A 12,197-nucleotide genomic window follows, 5' to 3' on the forward strand; every position below is an offset into this window, starting at 1 on the left:
TAGCTTAACCACGGATCGGCCCTTGGGTATTCCAACCGGTGTTCTGAGATCTTCCCCACCGAACCGTCTCCGCTGCCGACCCCCCGGGCGCGGCAGCGGAGACGGTTCGTTCCCCCAGCTAGTGGTCACGCAGACTCGAGCACGGGCTCCAGGAAGACGCGTCGCGCGCGGACCGGGTAGCCGTTGCGCTCGGCCAGCTCGCGAAGCTGGCGCAGCGCATGGCCGCGACCGCGGCCGGCCTCCGGGACGACGATGCCGGCCCAGAGGCCCTCGGCCTTCGGCAGTTCGACGGCCTCGCGGGCGCAGGGCCATCGACGCGGGCAGGAGCGGCAGATGGACTTGGCGTCTTCGTCGGCGGCCGTGGTCCACCGTTCGGGATCTCTGGTGCACTCGCCGAGGGGAAGTCCGTCGAGACCCACCGGAGTCGTCACCGGTCCGATTCCCACCGCTTCACTCCCTGCCGCCATGTCGTCTGCTCCTCGTCCGGGCGTCGCCGTCGTGCGCGTCGCGTTGAAGCGAATGTATAGCAGTAACCGTAGCGATGCAACAGTTAATGCGTCGGTTGACCGTGGTGGGTGGGTACCCGCTGGCACGGGTCGATACCCGTCGCGTCTCGGCGTGAATGCCGTCGTCATCTCATCTGGGTGGATGTCTGACCAGTTCAACCCGCTTCTACGTCGGTTCACACGGCTACCGGCCGAGGATGCGAGGCATCGCCAGCGGGACGTAGCGTCGAAATGGTTTCGGCGTGAATCCGCAGCGGTTTCGCCGTCGGCTGCTACGGTCGCTGTGCGGGGTTTGGCCATAACATCACTTAGGCTGTTGGCTACGATTGCCCTACCCTTCAGCCCGCCTGCCGGCATCGAGGAATTACCGGAGATGACGTTCTCACCGTCGACACTGCAGCTCGGCGATCCCATGAAGGCGTCGGAGTGCGCGCCCAGGTGACGTCCGCGACCACGCCACCCGGCCCTGGGGAAGACGAGCCCGACGACACCGCCGCGGTGGATCCCGGCATGGCGCGGGCGGGTGCCGCGGCAGCAGCCCGCCGCCGCGAACTCGACATCAGCCAGCGCAGCCTGGCCGCGAGCGGAATCATCAACGCGGGTGCCCTCATCTCGTTCGAGAAGGGGAGGAGCTGGCCGCGGGACAAGACGCGCGCCAAGCTCGAGGAGGTGCTGCGCTGGCCGCCGGGAACGATCAACCAGCTCAGGACCGGAGCCGGCGTCACCGGCGCCGACGTCGAAGGTGACGAGCTCCGTCGCAGTGGCGGTGGCGATGAGGGATCGCTCATCGCCCAGGCCGTCGTCGCGGCGGTCAACACGCTCGGCTCGACCATCGACGCGCTGCCTCCGGCCACCGACCCCGACTTCACCCCGCGCATCACCGCGATCCTGTCCGACCTGCGGCAATTGGAGGCGGTCGCCGCCCGCGCGACCCGCATCGGCCGGGTAACCCCGACGCTGATCAGGGCGCTGGGCGCCGTGCGGGGTCGGCTGCACGAGCTGACGATGCTGGCGGCGACGGCAGACCGGGCGACTCTCGGTCAGCGGTTGTACGCCGCGCGCCGCAACGCCAACCTGACGATCGCCGAGACGGCGCAGGCGGCAGGTGTCGCAGAGGACGTCGTCGCCGGGATCGAATCCGAGCTGCCCGCCCCCGCATCCGCGGTGGACGTCCTCGAGACATTGATCGCGGACCTCGCCTGAGGGGGGTCAGTGACGTTCGCGAGCGCGGTCGTCGTGCGCGGGGAAGTGCTCGGCCAGGGCGGCGGCGATCTCGAGGAACTTGCGTCGGGTCGGGGTCGACATCACCGCGGTTCCGTCGATCACGCCGCCGGGTCGCAGCTGCGGATCGAATGGCACCTCCACCACGACCTGGCCCTGGCCGGCGAACTGCTGGGCCAGGATCGACCGGGTCCGCTTGTCGGCATGACCGTCCGAGTCGTTGAGCACGACGACGGTGCGGCGCAACAGGTTCGTCAAACCGCGGTTGGCCAGCCAGTCCATCGTCTGCCCGGCGGCCGCGGCCCCGTCCACCCACGGCGAGGAGACGACGACCAGTGCGTCGAGGTCCCGCAGCACCTCCTGAGTGACGGGGGTGTCCATCGTGGAGCTGCAATCCACGACGGTGATGGAGAAGTAGCGATCCAGCCGAGCCGTGGCCTCGCGGTAGATCGCGGGATCGAGCACCCGCCTGCGGGCGGGGCTGCCCTCGCCCGCCAGGACGAACAGCCCGGCGGAGTTGTTGCCGACGCGGCTGCGCACGTCGGCGAACGTCTCGAGGTGTTGGTCGCCGGCCAGCTCCCAGTAAGACCCGACGGCCTTGGGATCCACGCGGCTGCCGAGCTTTCCGAACGCGGTGTCGGCGTCGATCGCGACGACCCGGTCCTCCTGGCGTAGTTCGGCGAACACCGAGCCGATGCTGGCCGAGACGGTCGTCTTGCCGACGCCGCCCTTGCCCATCACCCCCACCTTGTAGTGACCGCGCAGGGCCACCCTGATACGGGCCTCGAGCTCGGCCTGACGGATCTCGTCGGGCGACTGCCCGGGGTTGATCAGTCCGAACGTCAACCTGTAGACCGCCCTCCGCCAACCGCGGGCGGGAACGATGCGGCGGCTGGGCACCAGTTCGTCGGCCCGGATGCGATCCGCATACGAGCCGGGCTGCGGTGGCGCGAGGCGAGGATCGTGAGTGAACGGCTGCGTCTGCCAGGCCGCGTACTGGGGTGGTCCGGGCGGCGGTCCCGGAACCGGTTGCGGTGGCAGGGGCCGTTGCTGACGGCCCTGCCAAGCGGGTTGGTGCGGAGCCGGCTGGTGGTTCGGCGGCTGCGGGCCCCACTGCGGCGGTGGTTCGGGCGGCCGTCCCTGCACCGGTGGGCCGAAGCGTTGAGGCGGCCGCAGACCCGCGTTGGACTGCTCGATCGGAACCTGCGGGGTCGGGGGTTCGGCGGGCGGCGCGGGCTCCGGCTCCTGCTCCGGCGGCACGAAGTCGACCGGCGGACGGGTTGGCAGCGGCGGGGGTGCCGGCGTCGGCGACGGATCGCCTGATGCGGGCTCGTAGTTCGACTCCTCGGGTCCGGTCCAGCCAAGCTGTCTGCGCAGGGCGTCGTCGCGGTCACTCACGGCACCAGGGCTCCTTCCGATTCGGTCGAACCCATTCGATCAAACGAAGCGCCATCCGGCTTCACCCCAGTATCAACCACTCGGCTGCTCCGGCGACCTCGGTCTCCCGCGCCCGCCAACGCCGGCCTAGCAACCAGCAAATTGATGTCCGATAGCGGCAAGACGTGGCGGGATCACGGCCGTCGCGATCTGGCTGGCAGCTCGCGGTGGGGACTCTGCGGTTTGGGCAGGCGCGGCCACCGGAGTGTGCCCACCGCCGTCACTCCCTGGTGAGGCACACCGTCTCCACAGCTCAAGACAGTCTGTCGAGAGTCGTGTGGCGGGACCACGGACGCCCTCGTGCTCCCCGATTGGTGCGCCTGAGCACGCCGGACCGCTGGTAACCTCGTACCCGGGCGGAATGGGCAAACTTGCTTTCCCATCGGGTTCGCGGTTGCCCATGGCAAACTCGAATCGCCATGGGCAAAGGTGTCGCCGATCGTGAGCAAGCGGGCCGATCCGTTGCAAGGCCGCGCGATCGACGGGAGCTGAACGTCCAATCGGGCCGCCGCCGTCGGGTACGACGTAGCAAGATGAGGGAGAGGGGGGTATCGACATGTCCGGACCCATGCGCATCGACGCGTCGCGGCTGACCCTGCCGGTGGCCAGCGCGGCGGGGGTGTGTTGACCGTGTCCACGTTCGCCAACGGCCGCACCCACGTAGACGACGTCGTCGCCGTCGAGGTGACCATCGACGGGATGCTCGTCATCGCCGACCGCCTCCACATGATGGAGTTTCCGCCGGCCCTGGGCATCCGGCCCAACATTCCCCAGCTCGAACTGCGCAACGTCGTGTGGGACCAGGTGGCCCGCGACCTGACCGCTCAGGGTGTGCTCGACGTATTCGGCGCGCCGCACCCGGAAGTCGCGGGCATGGTCGACACCTTGAGCCGGGCCGATCGCACCATGGAGGGCCGGTGGTGGCGCCGTGACGTGGGCGGCAAGATGGTCCGTTTCGCCATCTGCCGCAAGGGCGACCGCCACGTGATCGCCGCTCGCGACGGCGACATGATCGTGTTGCAGCGCATCGCTCCCCAGGTCGGGTTGGCGGGCATGGTGACGGCGATCCTCGGATCGGCGACGCCCGCCGACGTCGAACCCCTTACCGGCGTCGCGAGCAAGCTCGGCCAGTCGACCACCGCGAACCAGCTGGCGCAGTTCGGCATCGACCCGCCCTCGGCCCGGTTGTATGCGGAGATCACCGCCGCGCCGGACAGCTGGGTAGAGATCACGGCCAACGAACGGCATCCCGGCGGGACCTATACCCAGGCCGAGGTCGCCGCCGGCGTGCTCGACTCCCGCCACGGCAGGATCGTGTCGCTTCCGCGCCACGTGAACGGCGAGCTCTATGGCAGCCTTCCACTCCTCGGACGCGGCGCAGCCCGACGAGGAGGCCGCTGGTGTCGACCGCGATTCGGTAGCGCCGGCCGCACAGTCCAACCCGCCGGGACGTGCCGAGGCGCCGTCCGGTCCACTTCCGGTGGCTCCGACCCAGACGGCCGCCGCACCGACGAGTGCCCCACCGCCACGGGCCACCGAGGTGACCACGCAGATTCCACCCACCAAGGCGGGAGCGCCGCGCGTTCAGAACGGCATGATGCGGAGCCCGCAGACGGCCACCTCGACAGGTGCGCGTTACGAACCTCGCACGGCTGCCCCTGCGGCACAGCCGCGTTCGGCGTCATCGCCGACGGCCGGGGTGCACCACGCCGCCGACGCCCAGGCGGAGAGCCGGCCGGCATGGCCCGCGGCTCCATTGCCCCAGCAGCCGGGTCCCACCTCGGCGGCGACGATGGGCAACCACCGCGCCATCGACGCGCTCTCCCACGTTGGCGTTCGCTCCGCGGTGAAGATGCCGTCGCAACGCGGCTGGCGTCACTGGGTCTACCTCTTGACCCGCATCAACCTCGGCCTGTCGCCCGATGAGCTGTACGAGATGGACCTGCACGCCAGGATCCGCCGGAACGCCCGCGACTCGTACCAAATCGGAGTCTTCGGTCTGAAGGGTGGCGTCGGCAAGACCGCTGTCACCGTGGCGCTTGGATCGTCGCTCAGCAAGATCCGCGGGGATCGCATCCTGGCCGTCGACGCGGACCCCGATGGCGGCAATCTCGCCGACCGAGCCGGGCGTCAGTCCGCCGCGACGGTAGCGGACCTGCTGTCGGACCAGGAGCTGTCGCGTTACAACGACATTCGCGCGTACACGAGCATGAACTCCTCCAACCTCGAGGTGCTGTCGTCGGAGGAGTACAGCGGCGCCCGGCGCGAGTTCAACGACGAGGACTGGAAGGGTGCCGTCGGCATCGTGTCGCGGTACTACAACCTGGTGCTCGCCGACTGCGGTGCCGGACTCTTCCAGCCCGCCTCACGCGGTGTGCTGTCCACGGTGTCGGGTCTGGTGATCGTGGCCAGTGCCTCGATCGACGGGGCCCGGCAGGCCGCCGTGACCATGGACTGGTTGCGGCAGAACGGATATCAGGACCTGCTGGGACGGTCGTGCGTGGTGATCAACCACGTCGTGCCCGGCAAGCCCAACATCGACGTCGACGATCTGGTTCAACAGTTCGAGCGACACGTGCCCGCGGGACGGGTCATCGTATTGCCCTGGGACAAGCACATCGCCGCAGGTACGGAGATCCAGCTCGACCTGCTCGGCCCGGTATTCCGCAGGCGGGTAACCGAACTCGCTGCCGCGCTGTCCGATGACTTCGACAGGCTCGAACGTCGTTGACCACCACGGCCGCCGCACCTAGTTCGTCGGGCGTCACGCCCGGCCGTCCGTCGACCACCCGCGTCACGATCCTCACCGGTCGGCGCATGACGGACCTGGTGCTGCCGGCCGCAGCACCGGTCGAGACCTACATCGACGAGACGGTGACCGTGCTCGGGGAGATGCTCGAGGACACACCGGCCGACGTCCTGGCGGGCTTCGACTTCAAGGCTCAGGGTGAATGGGCCTTCGCGCGACCCGGTGCGCCGCCGTTGAAGGCGTCCGAGTCGCTCGATGATGCGGGTGTCGTGGACGGCGCCTTGCTCACCCTGGTCTCGGTCAGCCGCACCGAGCGGTACCGACCGCTGGTCGAGGACGTCATCGACGCGATCGCCGTACTCGACGAATCGCCCGAGTTCGACCGGACCGCGCTGAATCGCTTCGTCGGCCTGACGATTCCGATCGTCGCCGCCGCGGTTGCTGGGTTATCGGTGCTGAGCTGGTCGCAGACCGGACACAGCTGGTGGTGGACGCTGGCGCTTGGGGTACTTGGTGTCGGCCTGCTCATCGGCAGCTTCGTCGCCAAGAACCGGTATGAGAACCCCAGCGCATCCGAGAGCCTGCTGGTCGCGTCGTTGGCGCCGCTCGCCGGGGCCGCGGCGCTGGCCGTCCCACTCCCCACCGGTGTGAGCGGATTGGGTGCGCCCAACGTGGCGGGGGCCGCCGCCGTCGTGCTGTTCGTCGTGCTGGCCACGCGTGGCGGGCCGCGCAAACGGGCGGAGGTCGCGTCCTTCCTGGCGGTTGGCACCATTGCGGTCACCGCGGCCGCCGTGGCGTTCGGCTACGGCTGGCAGGAATGGGTGCCAGCCGGGGCGATCGCCTTCGGCATGATCGTCGTCACCAACGCCGCGAAGTTGACGGTGGCGGTGGCACGCATCGCTCTGCCTCCGATCCCCGCGCCGGGTGAAACCGTCGCCAACGACGAGCTGCTGGACCCGATCTCGACGAATGATGCCTCCGATGAGGAGTCGCCGACCTGGCAGGCCATCATCGCGTCGGTGCCCGAGTCGGCGGCTAGGCTCACCGAACGAAGCCATCTGGCCAAGCAGCTCCTGGTGGGCTTCTTGGCCGCAGGTTCGCTGGTGCTTGCTGCGGGCGCCGTCGCGGTCGTCGTGCAGGGACACTTCTTCATCCACAGCTTGATCGTCGCCGGGTTGGTCACCACGGTCTGTGGGTTCCGGTCCCGGCTGTATGCCGAACGATGGTGTGCCTGGTCACTTCTCGCGGCGGCCGTGGTGATTCCCACCGGTGTCGTCGTGCGGCTGTGCCTGTGGTATCCCGGCGATGCCTGGCTGGTCTTGAGCATCTTCGTGGCGATCGCCGTCGTCGCACTGATCCTGGTCGGCGCCACCGAGGGCGTCCGCCGGGTCTCGCCGGTGACCAAGCGCATCCTCGAGCTGGTGGACGGTGCGGCGATCGCGGCGGTGATTCCGTTGCTGCTGTGGATCGCCGGTGTCTACGACGTCTTGCGCAACATTCGGTTCTGAGCGAGGTGGGTTGAATGAGCACCGGTAGTCAACCGCCGTTGAAGGTCGATCCCGAACAGCTGGCGAAGTTGGGTGGTCAGCTGCAGGCGGCGGCCGGCACCATCCCCGAGGCTCCCCCACCGTTTACCGTCACGGGAACCGACGCCATCAGCACCGCGATCGCCGACAAACTGCCCGGTATCGAAGGACCGATCCAGGACGCGCTGCCACACCTCAAGAACGAGGCGTCGACCACTGCGGACAACGTCGTGGCCGCGGCCGGCAAGTACTCCAGTACGGACGCGCAGCTCGCGGCGGACTACGAGAAGCACCAGTTCGATTCGGTGCGCGGCGGCGCGTCCGGCGGTGGTGCCGGTGGCGGTGGTTCGGAGGCGATGGGTCAGATGGGCCAGCTGATGAGCATGCCGATGCAGATGGCCAGCCAGGTGGCGCAAGCGCCGATGCAGGCGATGAGTGCGGTGTCATCGGTACCGCAAGGCATCATGCAGGGCGTTCAGCAGATCGGACAGATGGCCGGAGGGTTGGGTGGTTCCGGTGGGTCGCCTGGCGCCGCTGGATCCGCGGACAAGCCGACCGCGGACGGCGCTGCACCGCCAGAGGATCCGCGCGACGAGGAGCGGCGGGACGAGGAGAAGGCGGCAAAGCACGCGGCACCCGACGGTGCCGGTGCGGGCGATCCCACGACCGAACGGGCGCCCGAGCCCGCGCCGAAGCATCCCCCGCTAGCGGCGATGCCCGCGCCGCAACCGACTTCACCGCGCCATGCCGCCCCGGACCCCGGGGTGAACCTGTGACCGGCCCCGTACTCAAGGTCGACCCGCAGGCGCTGCAGGGCGCGGGCCAAGCATTCGGGCGGGCTGGCGACGAAATCGGCCGTCTGGACGCGGGCGCCGCGCTGGGTCGTGCCGCGTCGGGAGTACCGGAGCTGGCGACGGCGGCGGCGTGCCACGCAGCCGAGGCCACGGTGTCCGCGGACGTCAAGGCTGCCGCTGACGCGGCCCACGCGTTCGGCTCGAATCTCGGATCCGCCGCGTCGCAGTACGTGCGGCAGGACCAGGCCGCCGCGGGTGCCGTCGACGACGTGCAATTTCCGAGCTGAGGCCCGGCGCTCAGACCGTGGCGTCAGCGCCGACGGCGTCGGACATCAGCACACCCAGGTGTTGCCAGTAGACCCAATCGGCGATGGCGGACCGCTGCGCCGTGGCATCGAAGGCGTTGTGTGCCTTGTGGAGTGCGAGCTCCTGCATGTGCTCGGCGTACTTGACGAACGCCTCGAGATGCACGAGGCCGCGGTTGGCGGCGGTGCTCATCAGGGGCTTGGTGAGCTCGAACCACAACTTCGCCGACTGGTCGTCGGGAGGTGTCGCGTCCGCGGGAGCCACCGGTAGCAATTCCTGCAGCGCACCGTCGGCCACCGAGGCGAGCCGCGCGGCGGCGGCGGGCGCGATCACCTCGAGACGACTGCGGCCCACCATCTTCCCGCCCTCGGGGATGTCGTCGCTCTTGAGCACGATCTTTGGCACGCCGGGATCGAAGCTCGCGAATTGCTCGGCTGTGGCGATCACTGCGCGCAGCTTATGGCCGTGCGCCTCGGCCCAACCCTGAAGCGCGAGAATCGGATACGTCACCCACTTGGCGCGCTCGCCGGGGGCGATCGACTCGTCGGCGGAGGCCAGGGTGACCTGCGGCGGCAGTTCCACGCCATCGGGGATGTAGCCGAGGCCGTAGCTGTTGGCGACGACGATCGAGCCGTCGGTGGCCAGGCCGGTCACCCAGAAGAATCCGTACACGGGCGTACCCATGTTCAAGGCAGCGGCGATGCGACGGGCCTGCATCAGTGCGGCGCTGGCGTTGCCGCGTTGCCGCTGAAGCGCGCCCGCCGTCGAGGCCGAGAGCGCCGCGTCGCGTTCCATCCGCGCGGAGGACACCGGCATGGCTGCGACGCCCGCGGCGTCGGTCTTGCCCGTCGACGCCGGGTTGACGCCCGGACCGGTACTGGCCGCAGCCGGTTGGGATGCCCCGGTGGGCGGGGGAGGACCGGCCGGTGGCGGAGTCGCCGGCGGTCCGAGCGGCACGGGTGGTGCCGCCGGGGTGCTCGGCGATCCGAGGGAGCCGCCGCCGGTCCCGCCACCGGGGAAGCCGCCCGTCCCACCGCCGGCGCCGGCGCCGCCGCCAGAGGTGGATGCCGCAGTGTGCTGAATGGGTGCGGCCGCGGCGGGATCGGTGGGGGTGGTGACGGGTGCGACGGGCGCGGAGGAGGCGGCCGCCGGAGACATGGTGGGCTGGGCGGTCGGTTGGGCCGAGGTCAAACCCTTGGCGAACTGGTCGGTGGGGGCCTTGTCGCCGCCGCCACCACCGGCGCTGGCGCTCGCCGGCGTCGCCTTCGTATCGGCATCTGCCTTGGCGCCCTGCAGGTCTGACGCCGATGGAGCCTTGGGCCCCGAACCGGAGGAGATGCTGCTCGCAGCGGTGCTCGGCGATCCGCTCGACGGTGCGCCACCGGAGCTTGATGGTGCGCCACCCATGCCTCCGCCACCTCCGCCCATGCTGGGGACGCTGGGCGCGGCCGCAGACCTCGGTGGCGGCGCGAGCGTTGAGCGCGGTGGGAACTGCTGTGTGGCACCACCGGTGAGCTTCTCTGTATTACCTGACGATGCGGTTGTGGTAGGGGGAGGCGTGCTTCGCGCCCCGGCCCCGCCTCCCCCCGCAGGGCTGTTGCTTTTGGCAGCCACGGTTGTAGCAGGGGCAGGATTTCCACCTTGGGCTGTAGGGGTGTTGCCCCTAGACGCGGTCGTGGTCGAGGGAGGGGCTGAGCTCGGAGGGCGCGAATACCCGGGAAGTCCACCCGCCCCATTTCGGGTACTCACCGCGAACTGCGGGACGTTTTCCGCGAAATTCGGAACCGCCTTATCTGACATGGGTGGAAATTCTTGGCCAGCGGCAATGGCGTTACCAGCTGTTGCGACTACTGCTTTGTTTGCTTTCAGTGCCTGATCGACAACAGCTCGTATAGCGTCGGTGCGCTTGGCACTGTCGTCCTGCGATAGCGCTTGGGAGTTCATTCCGTCGATTACCGATTGCGCGGCATCGCAGTTGGCCACAATCTGATTCTTCGCATTTACGATTGATGTGTACGAACTCTTGTGAAATACAATTGCTGATGCTAGCGCTCGACCAACCGTCTCGATCCAATTTGAAGAATTCTCGACCTTGCTCCTTCCCGCGTTAGCAGCCGCTCCGACCCATGTACGGCCGTCGAAGATCGAAGAATAACTCTGGCCCCAAGCATCTGCCGCCGCTTGCAACTTGAGGTCGACGCCAAGGAGGTCAGCGCTGCGTTGCGCATGTAGGTCCTCGTCGCTCTCCGGCCATGCGTCCGGCGGTGTCGTCATCTGACTCTTGTATTCACCGGTCGGCCGCTGGATTGCCATGATCGCTAGCTTCTAGCCGCCGTGCAGGCCGCAGACACGAAATTGGCGATCTGAAATGCTGCGTAGTTGAGCCAGCCGTCGCTGCTAACGTAGCTATCCTCCGCCGATAGGTACGCGCGAATGTACAGCGCTGAGGTGTTGGCAAAATCCTCCAATTGGGGGTTGCCGCTGCCTCGACCGGCGTCTTCGATATCGCTGGCGTAGGCGGAAAGTAGTGGCTGTGCAGCCTTTTCAATGGCCTGCCGCTCAGGACCCCATTGGGATGCCGGAATACTGGAATCGCGATTCTGCCAATCAGGAGAAGTCTGGGAATTGAAGGTATTTAAGCGCTCGACCCATTTCGAGCACGTCGAGTCCGCTGACGTGACGAAACGCTTTGGATTGGCCGGATCTCCGGCCGGTGCGATCGTGCTTGGTGCGGGAACTGCGCCAATGGAGAGTGCACGACTAGTGGCACCCTGTTCAATTGCGTTACAGATTCCGACTAAAGCCGAACTTGCGCTTATGTTTGCAGTAGCCAGAGCGTTATCTTCAGGACTATAGGTGGATACGCTGTCGGCATAAGCGCGACTATAGGCAATAAACTGCTCGTAAAGCTCCCTTACGACGCGGTGGGGAGTCTGTTTTGCAAGTGGAACAGCCCGGTCCGCAGCGCTGCGCATAGCTCTTGCGACATCTTCGACTTGCGTGCGTTGGTCAGGTGTCCAGGAGGCGACCGGCCCGAGGGTTTCACGTTGATCCGCCCACCCGTTTGCTTGCGCCGACGCCAGGCTGTTGTTGATCGCGGTTAAAGACTGGCACGTCGGCTCATCCAGAATGATGCTCACCGGCCCCGTGTCGTTGGCGCTGGCAATGTCGCTGGCGGCTCCCGAGGTGGGGCTCGACCCGCCGCCACCATCACCCCGCGTGAAGATCAGGGTGGCGCCGACGCTAATGCCGATCACGAGCAGGATCGCGACCGCAATCAGAAGCCACTTGAGGCCATTGCCCTTCTGCGGTGGCGGACCAGGAGGCTGTTGCCACGGTCCCTGCTGCCATCCGGGCGGCGATGCCGTGTATCCCGGCTGGTTGCCGGGTGGGCCGTAGGGCTGACCCGAACTGGCGGGATTGCCCGGCTGCTGCGGCGGCGGCCAGTTGCCTTGCGGGGGCACGCTCATGCGAGCCCGTTCCCGGCTGGCCGATCCATTGCCGCACCCCCACAAGATCCGCTCGTCACGTACCGGAGTTTACCGACGCACCTCCTTCCCCAGCCTAAGTCAGGAAATGGGGGTGCGGACGCATCAAATTCCGTTCAGCAGCCAACCGGCCGACAGTTTGCGGCAAGCGAATTCCGTCCGCCGGCGAC

At 68.0% G+C, this 12,197-nt stretch carries 10 protein-coding genes and 1 pseudogene; 7 read left to right on the forward strand and 4 right to left on the reverse strand.

The annotated features are described in order from the left end of the window. Window positions 1-125 precede the first annotated feature (125 nt). On the reverse strand, window positions 126-467 hold the full coding sequence (locus SBI80_RS07085) for a WhiB family transcriptional regulator (RefSeq protein WP_318973779.1): 342 nt from the start codon (window positions 465-467) through the stop codon (window positions 126-128). Between the two features lie 355 nt (window positions 468-822). Here SBI80_RS07085 and SBI80_RS07090 point away from each other — a divergent pair, with 355 nt between their 5' ends. Together SBI80_RS07090 and SBI80_RS07095 are read left to right on the forward strand one after the other, a co-directional pair. Beyond that, window positions 823-948 (forward strand): hypothetical protein, encoded by a 126-nt coding sequence (locus SBI80_RS07090; RefSeq protein ID WP_318973780.1) that lies wholly within the window; start codon window positions 823-825, stop codon window positions 946-948. Window positions 949-1,016: 68 nt separating this feature from the next. Then, the gene (locus tag SBI80_RS07095) at window positions 1,017-1,709 is read left to right on the forward strand and encodes a transcriptional regulator (RefSeq protein WP_318974350.1); all 693 of its coding nucleotides are present in this window, start codon (window positions 1,017-1,019) and stop codon (window positions 1,707-1,709) included. 6 nt (window positions 1,710-1,715) lie between these two features. Here SBI80_RS07095 and SBI80_RS07100 read toward each other — a convergent pair whose 3' ends face one another. Further along, on the reverse strand, window positions 1,716-3,125 hold the full coding sequence (locus SBI80_RS07100; protein WP_318973781.1) for a MinD/ParA family ATP-binding protein: 1,410 nt from the start codon (window positions 3,123-3,125) through the stop codon (window positions 1,716-1,718). A gap of 738 nt (window positions 3,126-3,863) precedes the next feature. Here SBI80_RS07100 and SBI80_RS07105 point away from each other — a divergent pair. The 5 genes and pseudogenes from SBI80_RS07105 to SBI80_RS07125 all read left to right on the forward strand — a co-directional run. After that, a pseudogene (locus SBI80_RS07105) lies at window positions 3,864-4,520 on the forward strand (ESX secretion-associated protein EspG); the annotation flags it as partial. Next, entirely contained in the window at window positions 4,513-5,895 is a 1,383-nt protein-coding gene (locus tag SBI80_RS07110; protein WP_318973782.1) for a MinD/ParA family ATP-binding protein, read from the forward strand. The pseudogene SBI80_RS07105 and the gene SBI80_RS07110, both read left to right, overlap by 8 nt. Next, on the forward strand, window positions 5,892-7,421 hold the full coding sequence (gene eccD / locus SBI80_RS07115; RefSeq protein ID WP_318973783.1) for a type VII secretion integral membrane protein EccD: 1,530 nt from the start codon (window positions 5,892-5,894) through the stop codon (window positions 7,419-7,421). Before SBI80_RS07110 ends, eccD begins: the two co-directional genes overlap by 4 nt. 14 nt (window positions 7,422-7,435) lie before the next feature. After that, complete coding sequence (locus SBI80_RS07120) at window positions 7,436-8,215, forward strand: hypothetical protein (RefSeq protein ID WP_318973784.1); 780 nt, start codon at window positions 7,436-7,438, stop codon at window positions 8,213-8,215. Further along, window positions 8,212-8,520 carry a type VII secretion target gene (locus tag SBI80_RS07125; RefSeq protein WP_318973785.1) on the forward strand — a complete coding sequence of 103 codons (309 nt, stop codon included), beginning with the start codon at window positions 8,212-8,214 and terminating at the stop codon, window positions 8,518-8,520. Before SBI80_RS07120 ends, SBI80_RS07125 begins: the two co-directional genes overlap by 4 nt. Window positions 8,521-8,530: 10 nt before the next feature. Here SBI80_RS07125 and SBI80_RS07130 read toward each other — a convergent pair whose 3' ends face one another. Then, window positions 8,531-9,946, reverse strand: a complete 1,416-nt coding sequence (locus SBI80_RS07130) for an EspK C-terminal domain-containing protein (RefSeq protein WP_318973786.1) — start codon at window positions 9,944-9,946, stop codon at window positions 8,531-8,533. Window positions 9,947-10,857: 911 nt separating this feature from the next. Beyond that, window positions 10,858-12,009, reverse strand: coding sequence for an ESX-1 system-associated protein (locus SBI80_RS07135; RefSeq protein ID WP_318973787.1), 1,152 nt, complete (start codon window positions 12,007-12,009; stop codon window positions 10,858-10,860). Between the last annotated feature and the right edge of the window lie 188 nt (window positions 12,010-12,197).

This window comes from Mycolicibacterium sichuanense (assembly GCF_033741125.1).
GTDB lineage: Bacteria > Actinomycetota > Actinomycetes > Mycobacteriales > Mycobacteriaceae > Mycobacterium.